The following is a 15885-nucleotide window of genomic DNA, read 5'->3' as shown; positions in this document are numbered from 1 at the left end:
CTCATCTTATTAGGGATTCCAATTCACCCCCTGTACTGGCAGGCCAATCCGCTTCAAGACGTCAGAGCCAACAAAGAGCTGTCCGCCGATCATCATATTATCAGTTGGCGTTAAACTTACGCTCCCCCCAGGTCCTTTCATGGTAAAAGAGGTGCCCCCCGCTTTTCCAGACATCTTCGTTTGCTTGACCTCCAGGCCTGTCTGCTCCGCTATTTCGCGAACGGGGAACAAAGTCCGGCCGTTTTGGACAAAAGCAAAGGATAAATTCACTGCACGACCGCCAATCGCAGCTCGGACCAGGATTTGATCTTGGTGTTGGATCGATGTCACCGGCAAATCCTGAGGCTGCAAAACGGCTGGGGGCGCAGTAGTAGATTCGGGCATCATAATGCGATTACCTTCGGCCAAGCTGATGCTCTTAAACTCTTTCCAATCCTGTTCAGTGGCCGGGCGCTGTTTACCGTCAGCTAATGTATACACTGCGTTTGGGCTTACCGTTTTATTAAGGGTGATGAGAAGCCTCCCCCCTTTTGCGTCGTAGTAATCAAGCTGGGCATATGCCAGGTGCTTCTTCTTCCCCGTCTCCGTGTTGATGATCGAAATTTCGTATGGTTTATGGGGAATGCTGTACTGAATTGCCAGCGCGTTTCCGTCCGGCATTGCCTTAAAATGCAAACGGTTAGGTACGCGCTCGATTTCGCGGATCACGCCGGAAGGGGTTCGAAGGAGCAGGCTGAAATCGGAGGCCGTATACTCCTTTCCCTGCGCGTCCTTCCGCTTATAATAGTTTTTTACGTAACGAAAACCGTGCTGGACGTCCGGACCCCCTGCAAAATGCACCCCTCTCGTCGCAGTCTTCTTGGATGGGTCATATACGGTCGAATAGAGCCCTTCCATAGGATCGCCGTATTTCGTCCTGTCCACGACTGGTGTTCTCAAATTGTAGTCCCGATGTATCGTTATTCCTTCTGCAAACGCATGCCACTCCCCCTCTGGATCAACATAGATGGTGCGACTGATCATTTGGTCGGCAGTGGCGTAGTAGTAGGAATAACCGGTTGCCTGATCATAAAACGAAGGGCTGAATTTCCATTTGATTGCCGCCTTCTGGGCGGGTACCTGCGCCGTTTGCCCAGCTGCGGATGGACTCTGAATGCTCAGCACCTTAGCCGGAGCGGCTAAATCCTCTGCCGCCACATGCGGGCTGGGTATCACCATAGCTCCCAAAATCGTCAGCATCACGGCAGACCGTGACACGGTGCCCAACCGGTGCTTTTTATCCATAACGATTCATCTCCCTGCATCTTGCATCAAATATATGTATCATCTTTGTCCGGTTTTCGAACCGGATCGAACTACATGTTAAACGCTTTTTCGTTAGAGAAAGTTGCCGATTTTTGCAAACACTGGCAACCTTGCCGTTCTAAAGGTTCAGATACGTTCAGAAAAAGGAAACGGAGCCTGCGCTTGCTCGCAGGCTCCTCATTTGACGTCGCTTAACACGACTATTCATTTCGATATCCTTCTATCTCAGCGTTTTCACCCATTTCAGCAGCACCGCTGCCTGTTCCTCCGTCAGCTTCTTGCCGCTTTGGGCGGTGACCTCCTGCTCGAACGCGGACAGCTGTCCCTGCGCCGCTTGAGCCTGATCACGTCCGGCCGAAGCCTTCGCCGCCAGCAGCTTCGCGTTCAGCGACTCGGCAAAGTCGGCATCCGCAGGCAGGAACGAACGCACAAGCGTGCCCAGACTGTCGTACGTTGCCGTAACCTTGAATGAAAACTCCTTTGTGCTTTCATTGCCTGCGGCATCTTTGGCCGAAGCCGTAATCACGTTGGCGCCAGGCTCCAGTTCATAAGCGGGTCGGTCTGTCCCGCTGCAGGGTTCCGATATGAGACCCGATAGACTGTCGGACGCCGCGCACTGAATGGATACGTTCTGATCGACCGTGTAGGCCGCTTCCCCGGTAAACACGATTTCCGGCGCCGTTTTATCGATTTTTACGGTAAGCTCCCGGGCGGCCTCCTTGTTGCCGGCCTGGTCCTCGGCCGAATAGGTCACCGTGGTGGCTCCTTCGGCAGTCACGTTGAAGGATGCGGATGCACCTTCCACTCGAACCGGTTCAAGCGAACCCGCACCGCTGGCGGCATAGGTTATGGCGGCCACGCCGCTGCCCTCGTCCTCCGCCTGGATTTGCACGGATGCGTCACGGTTCAGCCAGCCGCTCTCACCTGCGGCGGGCGATACCTCTGCCGCAGACACCGGCGCTGCCTGATCCGCCGGTTCCGGCGTCCCTTCTACCGAAAGGGAGAAGTCGTCATAATAAGCAGACGCCATATTGTAGCGGCTGACCACTGCGATCAAGCGGGCGTAGGCCGCATTGTCGGGAGCCGTGCCGTTAAGCGTCACCGTCTGCCACTGGGCCAGCCGGCTCTCGTCCAGATGGATCTCCTGCGTAGCCAGCGTTTGATTGCTGCTGTCAAAGAAGCGCAGCATCGTTCCCGGCTGTCCCGACTCGATATACACCTGAACTTTGGACGTGTATTTCTTGCCAGGTTCTACGGTGATCTTATCGCTCTGCAAGGCGACGGATCCCGTACGGGTATGATCTATCAGCTTCAGGCTGGCACTGCCGGAGGAGCTTCGGTCCGTGCTGACCGCGTAGCTCAAATCGGAACCGGTGGCAAACAAGGACGTCCAACCTGGGATTGCAGTGCCGCTCACGGCATCCTCAAATCCTTGATTTTTAACCGGAAGCGGAATGCCAGGTGGCTGCTCGACAATCTCTCCGTCGACCTCAATCCGGTACATGATCGTATTCGTGGCATTGTCCGTAAAGTAGATGTTGCCGTCCTTGCCCAGCTCAAACCGGGCGGCATTGGTGATCGTGCGCGATTCCAGCGTTTGCGGATCGATGACCGTCAATTTGTTGTTGAACAAGACGTACATAAGGCCGTCTTCCGACCAGCGGATCATGTGATGTGCCCACTGCGTGTAGCTGACGCCGGACTGCACCTTTTTGCTCTTGACGACCTGATACGTATTGGGATCCAGCGCAAATACGTATTCATACGCCGCGCCCCATATCAGTCCGTCTGGACCTACGCTCAAATCCCCAATAAAGACCGGTTTATCCAGTCCGGCGATCCGCAGCGGGAATTCCGTAATCTTCTGCTCGGTCTGGGTATCCCATACGAATATTTTCGCTTCATCCGCCGAAGGCTCCGAGCCCAAACCGCCGCGGATCGTCGTCGATCCGAACAATTTGCCATCTTTATAGGCAAGGCTCAGCACGCTTTGATCCTGCACGACATTGCGGTGAACGCGCCTTTCTCCCGTAGCGGGATCATATACCGTAACCGATCCCCCAAGCGTACCGTAACCGGGGATGGTCGCGACATAGAGCTTGCCGCCTCCCGATGTCATATTCACCAGGCGTTCCTGCCCATTCTCCAGGACAAACGTCTTCTTCGGATTCTCGGTTCCCGGCGGCTGGGTCATGTCGTATTCGAACAACGCTCCTTCAGGATAGACGCCCATATACATTTTATCGCCGAGCGGATACACGCTGTCCGCCTGACCAATGGAGAATGCCGAGGAAGTCAGGGTATTCGGATCGATAATCGACCCCCGGCTCGTTTGTACCCCGGTGACGAACAGATTCCCGTCCGGAGCGGACTGGATCCGGTTCACTACGCCCGGCAATCCCGGGACGACGGATGGCATCAGGTGCACCTGCTTGGTCTCGATGTTCAAGATCGCCACTCCGCCGTCATAGCGGACGGTGACCAGGTTTTTACCCGGGAGATCAGGGTTGTTCGGAAATTCCACCCAGTCGGCTCCCCGAAATCCGCTGTTATATTCCATTCCCGTCTCACTGACTTCATGAGTCGCAAGATCGAATGTCTTCAACTTCTTGTCGGACATAAAATAAATTTTGCCGTCCAGGGAATCGGTCTCATGCAGTCCGGTCACGTTGTCCAGCACCGTATCCAGCCAGGATCCGGTTTGCGTATCATAAATGTACGCCGGACCCGGTACCCCGCTGCCATCCGTATAACGAGCGAACAAATAGCGGTTGTCGATGGTGTCCAGATCATATACTGTATCGTCACCTTCCGGAACATTAAGTGACGCGGCAATGTCCGTCTTTTCGCCTGTCTCCAGGTTAACGCGGACGATCTGATGATGCGCCGTCCCCGCATAAATGTTACCGCCCTGATACGCAATGGAGCGGACATATTCCTGGGTGATGTTACCGATCACACGGCCATAATCCTTCGTTTGGCCGGTGGCTGGATCGAATTGAATCACCTTGCCACCAGGATAAGTACCGACGTATACCCGGCCCGCCTCATCCGTTGTGATGCAGATCGGCCACGATTCGCCGGCAAAGGAGGCTGCCTGTTCCACGGTATGGGTTACCGGGGAGTATTTCCACAATCTGGCCCCGCTGCCGTCCGCCGCGACGTATAGTGTGCCGTCGGGTGCAACCGTATGCGCCCATGAGCTCTCCGATGGCGGGATAGGAATGCTGCGCAGCAGCTTGTAATCCTCCAGATCGATGACATTCAGATGGCCCGGTTTCCCTTTCGACACGGTATACATGACCGGCCGTCCCTCTTCATAGCCTACGGTCCCGTTAAAAATCGAAACGGTGTAGTTCAGCGGCGGCAGCAGCTCTTCCGGGCTGCCGTACACTTTCTGCGACAGACCGCTGTCTTCCGCCTTTGCTGTGCCACTTCCTCCCAATCCAGTCCAGCCTGTTAACAGTACAAAACATGCCAGTAGTGCAAACCATGACTTCCGCATTCACACATCCTCCTTTAGGATTTGTATTCGAGAATCGTTCCCAGACAATCCGTAGGATTCAAATAGTTGGCGTAAGCCGCTTCCGCTTCGCCTAGCGGGTAGCGGTGCGATATGAGCGGCAATACCGATATCCGGCCTTCCGCGAGGAGGCGGACGTATTCCGCAACGTTTCTGCCCTCGGTCCACCGCACATAACCGATCGGATAATCCCGGTTATCCTTCTCGTACCCGCTGTCATATCTGCCGGGTCCGCCGGCCCTGGAGATAAGCACCTGCGCCTCCTTGCCGAACATCTGCCCACGGGAAAACGTGGTGGTCAAGTCGCCGACAACCACGATATTGCCGCGGTCGCGAATCCAGGTGAGCGACCGGTTGATCAGCTCCTCCCCTGGTCCCCCCGCGCACAAAATGACGCTGTCCGCCCCGTGGCCGTCCGTAAGCATCTGCAGCCGCTCCTCAAGCTGTTCATGCCGGGTATACGCATGACGGATTCCTTGTTCCTGGAGCATCTGTACTCGCTGCTCGTTCAAATCCAGAGCCGCGACGCGAACTGCCGCCGCCGAGGCGATTTGGGTAATGATTTGGCCCAAAATGCCAAGGCCCACGACCACCGCCGACTCCCCGAACCGCAGATCCGCTGTCCTCAGGGCATGGATCGCAATCGCTCCGAGACCCGCAAAGGCGGCTTCCTCCGGCAGGACGTGATCCGGCACCGCGGCCACTAAATTGGACGGAACCGTAAGACGTTCCGCATGCCGGACGTAAGGGGCACCGTAGCAGGCGACCCTTTGGCCGGGCAGCAGCCCGGTCACGCCTTCGCCGATTTTCTCAACAATGCCGGCCGCGCTGTACCCGAGCAGGGACGGCTGATCCCCTCCCTTTTTTAGAAAGGACAGCTCCGTACCGGGGCTGATGGCCGAATATTCGGTCCGGATCCGGACATGTCCCCTCTCCAAAGGCTGGTCTTCCGTATCCGTGACTACAATGCTTCCTCGTAATGCGGCAACGGCTTTCATGACGATACTTCGCTCCTTCTACCCCTCCCCCGCCATTTTCCGGTATTCGCTGGGGGAGATGCCGTAGTATTTTTTGAACGTGGTGGTAAAGGTTGACGCGTTCATGTATCCCGTTTTTTCCCCGATTTCCGATATGTTGTAATCGGTGTTTTTCAAAAATTCGCGGGCGTGCGCCAGCCGCACCTTGTTCAGGTATTCGACATAGTTGATGCCGAACGTTTTTTTGAAATAATTCGAAAAGTATTTCGGGCTTGTATCCAGCACCTCCGCCATATGGTCGAGGTACAGATTATTCATATAATGAAGTTCGATGTACTGGGAGATGAAAGCCGGATTCAGCTTGCTCTTCGGCTCGCCGCCGCGGCTGCCGGCAACCCGTTTCACCACTTCCAGGAGCGCCTCCGTCATTTCGCGGTGATCATATGCCTGCTCTACCCGCCGGATGAACCGGGACTCGAGCCGCATCAGCTCCTGGTCATCTTCAGCCGCAGCTTTGGCTGGCTTGATTAAATAGAGGAACATGCTTTTGGCCACATGGGCCAGATGGTAATGGTGAATGTTCCGGCGTGCATTTTCGTGAATGATGTCCGTCACGATCTGCACGCTCTCCTCCGTCAGGCCGGCCGTCAGGCAGCGGGCCAAATGATCCATTTTCTCCAGTGGAAAATAGACGTCGCCCACATACTGTACCGCCGCCGTATCGATGACGGCCTGCACCGCATTTTGTACGTTCCGGTACAGCATCCCGTTCAAGATGTCCTGGTAAGCAGACAGGAGGTTCGGAACAAGAGCCTCATACTCCTTGCTGACATAGGAGCGGAGCACATACCCCGACAGCAGGTCGTGGTTCGCTTCCTGAACATAGGCAGCCCAGCCGGACATCACCGTCTGCCGGTCGCCGCTCTGCGGTATGCCCAGCAGGATAAGAAACTGCATCTCCCGCTGGTGAAACACCGCCGTATAGCCCGTACCCGCCATGCTGCCAAGATCCTTGCGAAGCAGCTCGGTTATTTGCCGTGACTCCATTGGCGGATGGGAACGATCTCCCTTCTGGGAGAGTCTCAAATCAAGGGATGCCATCACGAAGCTGCGGTCCCGAAAGAAAAACGGCTCATATTTGAGTACATCCCGTGGGATGTCGCTGGAGCGCCGGCTTTCCAGCACTTGGAGAAACGCGTTCCTGCACATATCAGCCTCGGCTCTCTCCATCCGCTGCCGGAGCGTTTCATTCTCGCGCTGGACTTTGACGATGCCGCTGTAGATTTTCCGAAAGTCGTTGCCTTTGACACGGCCCTCTCCGAACAGCTGAAGAATGCCTTTGACCGGCAGGTACAGATAGACGCTGAGCAGCCCCGACAGCAGCACCGCGCTGACAATGGCGATAACCATAATGATCCGGCTGCCGCTGGCCACGGTATCGATATTCTGGAACTGATAAGGCATCTTATCAATGTAAATGAAGTCGTTGTAATCCGACTGGTACACATGATACTCGAAGTCACCGCGGGTCAGCGAGTCTTCCTGAGACTGGTTAAAATAAACGTCGTTCAGCACTTCCACCAGATCCCAGTTTTTTTCCGTGCTGAGCACGATTTTCCGGTCGCCGTCCAGCACGATCATCGACGATCCCGGAATCATGGAGGACATGTTCACATGCTGCAGCAGCTTTTCCGCATTGATCAGAATGATCACGTTTTTATCCGACAGCTTGTATTTGTTGCCGTCCATGACGGCGATGAGCTGCCGGCTTTGCGGTTTGGACCCTTCCGTTTGCGCCAAATAATCGGCAGAGGGAAAAATCGTAAACGGACGTTTGGATTTGGAAAAACTGCGCCAATACGAGGCATTGTACGTATCGTGCCTGTACTTGTTCTGGAAGAGCAGCTTCATGTCGCTCGTTCCATTTGCCGTAATGGCCAGGTCCTGGTTGTCGTAAAAAACGATCACATCTTCGATATAATCGACGGAAGAAATCAGCGATGCCAGATTATCCTGCAGATTATAGACCTGCGCCATATCCATGCGGCCGCCGTCTCCGGATTTGACCGGATCAAAGGGCAGTCCGTGGATCGTAAAAATCAGATTGTTGACCGTTGTAAAGCTGCTGTCGAATGCCTGGATGATATTTTTCACGACGAGCCGATTGTTTTGCGTGACTTTGTCATAGATACCGGAAATGGATTTTTTGTAAACGACATAGCTTGATGCAGACATGATCATGATGACTAACAGCAGAGAGCAGAAGATTTGCAGTAGTCCCCGGTTTGCAAGCAGCCGATTCATTGGCGTCACCTCTCATGATCACAACTATTCCACATCCGTCCGCTTAACCCTTCTCGGAGCCTAACATGACCCCTTTGGCAAAATACTTTTGGGCAAAAGGATAGATCAGCAGCACCGGAATCATCGACAGCACGATCGTGGCGTTCTTGACCGCCTGCGGCGCGAGGGCCGCACGGTCCACAAGTCCGGCATCATTTTCGCTGTTGAAAATGAGCATGTCGCGCAGGACCACCTGAAGCGGATACATCTCCTTGTCGTTCAAATAGATGAGCGGAAGGAAAAAGCTGTTCCAGTGGCCCATGAAAAAGAACAGGCCGATGGATGCCAGCGCCGGCTTGGAGAGCGGGATGACGATGCGAAGCAGAATCCGCGTCTCCGATGCGCCATCGATAAGCGCCGCCTCCCGGATCTGCGACGACATATTTTCATAGAAGCTCTTCAGAATGATCAGCTCCATCGTCCAGATCGCGTTCGGCAGCACCAGCGACCAGACCGTATCCGTGAGTCCCAGCTTCTGAACGACGATGTACGTCGGAATAATGCCGGGATTCAGGAACATCGTGACGATGATCGCCAGCATGAACACCCTCCGCCCGAAGAAGTTGGGCTGGGACAGCGGATACGCAGCCACCGCCGTAAACAGCAGGTTGATGAAGGTACCCAGTGCCGTATAGTAAATGGAATTCAGATAGGCTCTCGGGATCGTGTTGTTGCTCAGCACTTCTTTGTAGGCATCGAGATTAAAGCCTTTTGGAAGCAGGAACACCTTGCCCTGAATGACCGAAGCCGTGTCGCTGAACGAAATGACCGTGATGTAGAGTACCGGATAGAGCGTAGCTATCGCGATGCAGGCGAGGATCAGGGCGTTGATGATGCCGAAGATCGATATTTTGCGTTCTCCTACCATAGCCCTTTCCCTCCGATCTTCCGGCTGATCGCGTTGGCGCCCAGGAGCATCGTCATGGCCACCAGCGCTTCAAACATGCCGACCGCGGCGGCATAGCTGTAATTGGATTCGAGCAGTCCTTTCCGGTACACGTAAGTCGAGAATACGTCGGCCACGTTGTAGGTCATCGGATTGTACAAAAGCAGCACCTTTTCGTAACCGATTCGGATCATCGAGCCTGTTTTCAGAATGAACATAATGAGCATTGTCGGCATGAGCCCGGGAATCGTAATGTGCCGGATCATGTGAAACCGGGATGCGCCGTCAACACGGGCCGCTTCATACAGCGTCGGATTGATTCCCGCAATCGCAGCGAGGTAGATGATCGACTCGTAGCCGATCGTGCCCCAGATTTCGGAGATCACATAAATCGGACGGAACCAGCCGGGATCGACGAGAAAGTACTTTTTCTCAAAGCCGAGCGCAGCCAGCAGCTGGTTGAGCAATCCGTTTGTCGGCGACAGGAAGTCGATGATCATGCTGCTGATAATGACGACCGACAAAAACGCCGGCAGGTAACTGAGCGTCTGTACTGATTTCTTGAACCATTTGGTCCGGACCTCGTTCAGCAGAATCGCCAGCAGAATCGGAAATGGAAAGCCGAAGATCAGCGTGTAAAACCCAAGCAGCAGCGTATTGCGGAACAGCATCCAAAAGTCCTGATTGCTGAAAAATTTGATAAAATGCTTCAGGCCGACCCAATCGCTGCCCATCACGCCGGAGAATACGCTGTAGTCCTTAAAGGCGATAATCAAGCCGTACAGGGGACCGTAGCGGAAAATGATATAAAAGAGAATACACGGGATAAATAGCAGCAGCAGTTCACGGTCCCGCCGGATATGCTTCAGCGTTTCGGTCAAACGTCCCTTGTTCGGTTTCTTCATAGGTCTTCAAATCCTCATTGATTTATTTCGCCGCGTCGTAACGTTTTTGGGCATCGTTATAAATCTTGATCAAGTCGTCCAGGCCCTGCTTGGCGATTTGCTTCTTGAAATTTTCGAACTGCGTGTCGCCATAAGATTTATCCAGAACGTATTTGGCGTTGAATTCCTCGGACGCTTTCTGGAGCGATGTTTGCAGTTCCGCCAGCGTGGAAATCTCGTCATCGGTGAAGTTCAGGATCGGATCCATCGGTTCCCTCTTGTCCTCTTTCATAATTTTGTCCTGGGCTTCCTGCTCTTTTTCGGAGAACTTATAGTACACGCTGCGCTTATCCGGTCTGAGGTAAGCCCCTTCCAGCCACATGCCGTAGCGGTCTTCCAGCACGCCGATGTCCACGAGCGGGAGATCCTTGAGCTCCGGATACACCGGACGGCCGTCCTGTCCCCATTCGAAGTTGACGCCTTCCACACCGACGGTCATCAGCTCACCACCCGAAGGGCTGGTCAGGTAATCCAGCAATTTCAGGGCTGCTTCTTTGTTCTTGTTGTTGGCGACCGCAACACTGAAATCGGATACTTTCGGCAAAGTTTTGACATGTCCCGTAGGTCCGATCGGGTTCGCGTATCTTAAGTCGTAGTCCGGATTCTTATCCTTCACCTGGTTGTAGAACAAGTCGAGTCTTCCGATCCAATCCCAGGTGACAAACGATTTGTCCGTCGTCATCTTCGTCGTCCAGGAATCCTGCGTATCCGTCAGGAACTCGGGATCCATCAGCCCTTCGTTGTACAGCTTTTTCATAAAATCAAGCATATCTTTGTGCTCCGGCTGAACCGTCGCATACTTCCACGTTCCGTCCTTTTCGTCATAATACGCCGGGTAGTTGTCGCCATTGCCGATCCCCCAGCCGAAGGACCAATCTCTGAAGATGTTGGCCAGACCTTTGGAGGCGTACGGATACGAATCCGGGTAAATTTCCTTGAGCTTCTTCAGCGCCTGGTAGAATTCTTCTGTATTCGTCCATTCCTTGATGCCGTTCTTGTCAAAAATATCTTTCCGGTACAGGAAGCCGTGATTCACTTCCCGGTTGAGGTCATAAATCGGCCATGTGTAAATGTTGCCGTTCTCGTCGCCAAACGATTTAACGACCCAGTTGTTTTCCTGCAAATACAATTTGGAGAAGTTCGGCAGCATGTCGGCATATTCATTGATCGCAACCACGCCTTTTTGCTGGCCGATTTTTTTCAGCTCCGCCGGCTTTAGTCCGATGAAAATGTCCGGAAGTTTGCCGGAAGCCACCACAACCTTTAATTTGTCCTGATACGTTTGCGGGGAATAGGTTTGGAACTCGACCTTGATTCCCGTCCGCTTCTCCAGCTCCTTGACGATCAGCTTGTCGTCGCCGATTTTGGCCGAGTTGCTCGACAGCATAAATTTGATGGTTGTCGGCTTATCAACCAGCGGCAGCTTTAATCCGCCCGTATCGCCATACTGCTCGGTGCTGCTTCCGGTTGTGGCACCTCCTGTTGTTGCAGGTTCCGCTGCCGGTGCAGCTCCTTCATTGGAAGTTTTGCTTCCACCGCTGCAAGCGCTGAGTACGAAGATGAGCATCGTGACTGCCGCAACCATACTGATCAACTTCTTTGCCATACTCTTTCCTCCTTCAAGTTTTGGGGCTCATCTTTGGGGTGTGACGATTTTCGGTGTTCGTGATTCACCGGTAATCCCATCATAAAAACGCTTCCACTTGCGGTAAACAGCGTGATTTCCTCAAGCTTGGAATTTGCCGGCTGACGGACGCCGAAATGGCTGAAAACGTTGCTATATCAAGCTTTTAAGCGGTGTGGAAAATGCTAAACCGGTAGAAATATATCAAATTCTCCACTTTCGGGATGTCAGGTTTTTATCATTTTCTACGCGTGATTGGATTTCGTTTCCAGCCACAGGTTCAGATGCTCGCGGACAAAATCGTCGTCATTTAAATGGGGATAATCTCGATATATCCGGTCGATTTCTTCATTCTGACCAGGAGAAAGCGTCTCTTCCGGATTCAGGCACCAGATCCCTCGCATCAACCCCTGCCTCCTCAGCACTTCGTGAATGCCCGGAATGCACCCGGCGAACTGGTGGGCGGGATCGAAAAACGCGGCGTTGGCGTCGGTCACTTCCACGTTCCGGCTCAGCCATTCTTCGGGAATGGTGCCTCCGCTGCGCATCCGCTTGATCTCCTCCAACAGCTCTACCGCTCTTCGCGTCCAAACCGCCCAGTGGCCGAGCAATCCTCCGACAACATTCTTCTCCACGAGCTCACCGTCCACCCGGAACCGGTAAGTCGTGAGAAGATCCATAATGATGTTGTCGTCGTTGCCCGTGTACAGGGCGATTTCGTCGCGGCGGCTGGAATAACAGACAGCCCGGGCCACATCGAGGGTTTGATACCGGTTGAACGGCGCCATCTTGATGGCGACGACGTTGGGAATTTCGGCGAATTCCCGCCAGAAGTCGAAGCTGAAGATTCGTCCGCCCACGGAAGGTTGGAGATAGAAACCGATGACGGGTATCATTTGAGCCACTTCCCTTGTGCGCTGCAGCAGCTCTTCCTCGCTCCAATTCGCTAATCCTCCCATGCTGAGCAGACCTGCATCATAGCCGAGCTTTCGCGCGGTTTCCGCCTCCCATAGCGCCTGGCCAGTCGGACCGCATATTCCAGCCACCAAAATGAAGGGGCGCTGCAGCTGTGCGCTTTGGACTTCCTCGGCCGCCAGCCGCAGGACAGGCTCGTACAGATCCACGCCGGCATCCCGGATTTCAAACTGGGTAGAATGAACGCCCACGGCGATTCCCCCAGCACCTGACGCCATATAATAGCGGGTTAATGCCCGCTGATGCCGCTCATCCAGCTTCCGGTTTTCATCCAGTGCGAGCGGGTGGGCTGGGATAACCAGCCCTTCATGCAGTGCTGCCATCTGTTCTGCGGTTAGCGATTGATTCGGCTTTTTCATATCAGAACTTCCCCTTTCTTTCTTGAAAATGCGTAGGTTTGCTCCATGTCGTCCCGCCCTGCCGCACCCAGTCCGCGATCCAGTCGATCATTTGCAGGAGGGATACCCGCGGATAGCCGAACATCTGATGGGACTTCGATGCGTTGCTGAGAAGCGCCGTATCGGCTTCGGTCCCGGTAAATGCCACTTCTTTGCCTAAACGGCGCGCCAGCTCTTCCGCCGCCCAGCGGATCGACATCGTCTCCGGTCCCGTCACGTTGATGATCTGCGGCGGGTTCGTGCATTGGGTCAGGCAGCGCAGCGCCATTTCGTTCGCGTCCCCCTGCCAAATGACATTGGCATAGCCCATCGTCACATCGACCGGCCTTCCTTCGTTGACGGACTTCGCCAGCTCTAGCAGCACGCCGTACCGCATGTCGATCGCATAGTTCAGCCGGAAGATCGCCATCGGCGTACCGTTCTGATGCGAAAAATACTCGAAGATCCGCTCCCTGCCGAGGCAGGATTGTGCATACTCACCGACCGGTTCCGGCAGCGTATGCTCGCTGGCTCCGCCGCTTGCGACCGGGGTAAAGGGGTACACGTTGCCGGAAGAAAAGACGACGATCCTGGAATCACGGTATTTCTCAGCGACTTTGCCGGGCAAGTAGCTGTTCATCGCCCATGTAAAATACTCCCTTCCCGTCGTTCCGAATTTATGTCCGGCCATAAAAATGACGTTCGGCACGTCGGGCAGCTGTTGGAGTTCCTGATCATTCAGCAAATCGCACGAAATCGTGGTCACCCCGGCATCCTCCAGCTCCTTGCGGGTCTCTTCATTCGAGAAACGCGATACTCCGATGACCTTCTTGTTCATACCCCCTATTCGTATCGCATTCGCGGCCAGTCTGGCCAGACTCGGACCCATTTTGCCACCAACGCCCAGCACGAGAATATCCCCGTCGACAGACATCAGGTCGGCAATGAGTGCTTCGGACGGCTGGGCCAGCCGTGCTTCCAATTCGGATACAGTTTTCATCCTTGATCTTCCTCCCATTCAATCGTTTTCCACTTCATCATAAAGACTCGAGCTATATAAAGACAAATCTTTTAATCGTCCTTAAATTGGCGGGATTTTGGTAAAAAAAAGCGGTACAGGTTTATTTCCTGTACCGCTAAGGTTCTGAATATATAGCTGTTTGTTAAAGATTTTCTTTATAGAAGGCTCCTAATTTTTCAACGGCTTTATTCACTGGCTCGGGTCTGTCGTACAGGTCATAGTGGCTTGCCCCTTCAATAACGAACAAATCTTTTTTCTCTGAAGCTGCCCGGTTATAAAGCTCGTGGCCATCCTTATATGATCCAAACGCTCCTTGTACACCACCGACAATGATTTGCAAAGGTTGAGTCAGTAAAGTTTCTGCCAAATGGAAAGCATCAAAGGCAATGATTGAATCTACACTGGTGAATTTCAATTTGTTTGGAGAGTTAGGGCTCTGACCTCTTGGTGTTCTATAGTAATCAACCGCTTGTACAAGATCCAGTTCAGTCATTCCCGCTTCTTCTCTTTCAGCATGACTGTTAGGAATCCATTGAATAACTAGTGGCTCGGCTCCACGTGCTTCAGCCGTACGTTGCAGGGCAACCTGCTCTAACATTTTGATTGGATCGTTTTCACGATATCCTCGACCTATATTCGCAACGGAAACTGCACCTACAGCTTTGATGCGGCGTTCTGTCATCGAAGCATTTACAGCATACCCGCCTCCTGCACAAATACCTAATACGCCAATACGATCTTCATCAACATAATCCAGAGTTGTTAAGTAATCAACCGCAGACCGGATATCCTCAGCACGTGAAGCCGGGTATTCAGCATAACGAGGCTCGCCATCGCTTTCTCCTTGATAGGATGCATCGAATACAATCGTTACGTACCCTAGCTCAGCAAGTTTCTCCGCATAAATGCCCGCCGTTTGATCTTTACAGCTGCTGCCCGGATGAACGCAAACTATAGCTGGATTTTGTTTCTTTTCTTCAGCAAGCTCAGGTACATTTAAAATCGCGGCTATTTGTAGCCCATGTGCATGAAATTTCACGTTCCTTTTGGTGACTGTCACAGTTAAAACCACCTTTATTCATATTTAATATACACTTGTGCATATTAATCGCCTCGTGTATATTTACTTTAAAATAAGGGATCCGCTGATTCAATGACCACATAGCGCAATATGCGTGTTAATACACAAGTTGTTTTCATTGTGTACAATAATCAAGGAGGACTGCTGCATGGTTAAAACAGATCGAAGAATTTTAAAGTCTCGGCAAGCTATTCAATCGACTTTTTTGCAAATGTTACTTCAGGAAGGGTTTGATGAGATTACGGTTAAAAAACTTACGGAAAAAGCTGACATTGGCCGAAAAACATTCTACCTGCATTATATTGATAAATATGATCTGTTAGACAAGATTGTGGACGACCATATAGCACAATTGCGAGAAATATGTGATCAAAAACAAGACAAAGGGCTTATCGAAGGTTCGATATTATGGTTTTCTTATTTTGAGCAGCATAAATCATTTTTTGCAGCATTGTTTAAAAGTGAAGGTGCCTCAACATTTCGCAAAAAGCTATTGTCTTTTACTATGGCGGAGATAGACAAAAAGCTTAATGAGGATTCGCTTCCGATTGTTGATAAGCATATTTTTTTGAAGTTTTTAGGAACGGCAACAATGGGAGTTTTGGAATCCTATGTATTAGAAGAATTAGATAGTGATATTGAAGCTGTAGCAACGCAAGTTGTACAGCTATATAAAACGCAATTAACAAGCTAACAAGATCGTTCATATCGTCAAATACGCTGCATAGGCACCCCCAACAAAAAGGAGAATCTTCTTTAAAAGATTCCCCGCAGGTAAACATCATTTTCAGTTCTCGTGTTCGTTAGGCATTCAATCTTCTTCCCCGTT

At 52.5% G+C, this 15885-nt stretch carries 11 protein-coding genes; 1 reads left to right on the top strand and 10 read right to left on the bottom strand.

Annotation, left to right across the window (positions count from 1 at the left end; translation table 11 throughout):
* Window positions 1–9: 9 nt before the first annotated feature.
* The 10 genes from FHS19_RS05645 to FHS19_RS05600 form a co-directional block, all read right to left on the bottom strand.
* Window positions 10–1284: a hypothetical protein gene (locus FHS19_RS05645; RefSeq protein ID WP_183579794.1), complete on the bottom strand. Its 1275-nt coding sequence runs from the start codon at window positions 1282–1284 to the stop codon at window positions 10–12.
* 241 nt (window positions 1285–1525) lie between these two features.
* Window positions 1526–4810: an OmpL47-type beta-barrel domain-containing protein gene (locus FHS19_RS05640; protein WP_183579791.1), complete on the bottom strand. Its 3285-nt coding sequence runs from the start codon at window positions 4808–4810 to the stop codon at window positions 1526–1528.
* 14 nt (window positions 4811–4824) lie between these two features.
* Window positions 4825–5826 (bottom strand): zinc-dependent alcohol dehydrogenase, encoded by a 1002-nt coding sequence (locus tag FHS19_RS05635; RefSeq protein ID WP_183579788.1) that lies wholly within the window; start codon window positions 5824–5826, stop codon window positions 4825–4827.
* 18 nt (window positions 5827–5844) lie between these two features.
* A complete protein-coding gene (locus FHS19_RS05630) occupies window positions 5845–8109 on the bottom strand; it encodes a helix-turn-helix transcriptional regulator (RefSeq protein ID WP_183579785.1) in 2265 nt (754 codons plus the stop codon).
* A 43-nt stretch (window positions 8110–8152) separates the two neighbouring features.
* Complete coding sequence (locus tag FHS19_RS05625; RefSeq protein ID WP_183579782.1) at window positions 8153–9016, bottom strand: carbohydrate ABC transporter permease; 864 nt, start codon at window positions 9014–9016, stop codon at window positions 8153–8155.
* Window positions 9010–9939, bottom strand: coding sequence for an ABC transporter permease (locus tag FHS19_RS05620; protein ID WP_183579779.1), 930 nt, complete (start codon window positions 9937–9939; stop codon window positions 9010–9012). Before FHS19_RS05620 ends, FHS19_RS05625 begins: the two co-directional genes overlap by 7 nt.
* 22 nt (window positions 9940–9961) lie before the next feature.
* Window positions 9962–11584 carry an extracellular solute-binding protein gene (locus tag FHS19_RS05615; protein WP_183579776.1) on the bottom strand — a complete coding sequence of 541 codons (1623 nt, stop codon included), beginning with the start codon at window positions 11582–11584 and terminating at the stop codon, window positions 9962–9964.
* 263 nt (window positions 11585–11847) lie between these two features.
* Window positions 11848–12936, bottom strand: coding sequence for a dihydrodipicolinate synthase family protein (locus FHS19_RS05610; RefSeq protein ID WP_183579773.1), 1089 nt, complete (start codon window positions 12934–12936; stop codon window positions 11848–11850).
* Between the two features lies 1 nt (window position 12937).
* A complete protein-coding gene (locus FHS19_RS05605; protein WP_183579770.1) occupies window positions 12938–13954 on the bottom strand; it encodes an NAD-dependent epimerase/dehydratase family protein in 1017 nt (338 codons plus the stop codon).
* A gap of 163 nt (window positions 13955–14117) precedes the next feature.
* Window positions 14118–15035, bottom strand: coding sequence for an alpha/beta hydrolase (locus FHS19_RS05600; protein ID WP_183579766.1), 918 nt, complete (start codon window positions 15033–15035; stop codon window positions 14118–14120).
* Window positions 15036–15204: 169 nt separating this feature from the next.
* On the opposite strand from FHS19_RS05600, the gene FHS19_RS05595 reads away from it, so the two are divergent.
* The gene (locus tag FHS19_RS05595; protein ID WP_183579763.1) at window positions 15205–15750 is read left to right on the top strand and encodes a TetR/AcrR family transcriptional regulator; all 546 of its coding nucleotides are present in this window, start codon (window positions 15205–15207) and stop codon (window positions 15748–15750) included.
* Window positions 15751–15885: the final 135 nt, after the last annotated feature.

The sequence above is a fragment of the Paenibacillus rhizosphaerae genome (assembly GCF_014192015.1).
In the GTDB taxonomy this organism is placed as follows: Bacteria; Bacillota; Bacilli; order Paenibacillales; family Paenibacillaceae; genus Paenibacillus_AQ; species Paenibacillus_AQ rhizosphaerae.
This window is presented reverse-complemented; position numbering and strand designations above follow the sequence as displayed.

Coding starts and splice junctions, on each gene's coding strand:
- FHS19_RS05645 (WP_183579794.1), bottom strand. CDS start 1,284: ATGGATAAAAAGCACCGGTTGGGCACCGTGTCACGGTCTGCCGTGATG.
- FHS19_RS05640 (WP_183579791.1), bottom strand. CDS start 4,810: ATGCGGAAGTCATGGTTTGCACTACTGGCATGTTTTGTACTGTTAACA.
- FHS19_RS05635 (WP_183579788.1), bottom strand. CDS start 5,826: ATGAAAGCCGTTGCCGCATTACGAGGAAGCATTGTAGTCACGGATACG.
- FHS19_RS05630 (WP_183579785.1), bottom strand. CDS start 8,109: ATGAATCGGCTGCTTGCAAACCGGGGACTACTGCAAATCTTCTGCTCT.
- FHS19_RS05625 (WP_183579782.1), bottom strand. CDS start 9,016: ATGGTAGGAGAACGCAAAATATCGATCTTCGGCATCATCAACGCCCTG.
- FHS19_RS05620 (WP_183579779.1), bottom strand. CDS start 9,939: ATGAAGAAACCGAACAAGGGACGTTTGACCGAAACGCTGAAGCATATC.
- FHS19_RS05615 (WP_183579776.1), bottom strand. CDS start 11,584: ATGGCAAAGAAGTTGATCAGTATGGTTGCGGCAGTCACGATGCTCATC.
- FHS19_RS05610 (WP_183579773.1), bottom strand. CDS start 12,936: ATGAAAAAGCCGAATCAATCGCTAACCGCAGAACAGATGGCAGCACTG.
- FHS19_RS05605 (WP_183579770.1), bottom strand. CDS start 13,954: ATGAAAACTGTATCCGAATTGGAAGCACGGCTGGCCCAGCCGTCCGAA.
- FHS19_RS05595 (WP_183579763.1), top strand. CDS start 15,205: ATGGTTAAAACAGATCGAAGAATTTTAAAGTCTCGGCAAGCTATTCAA.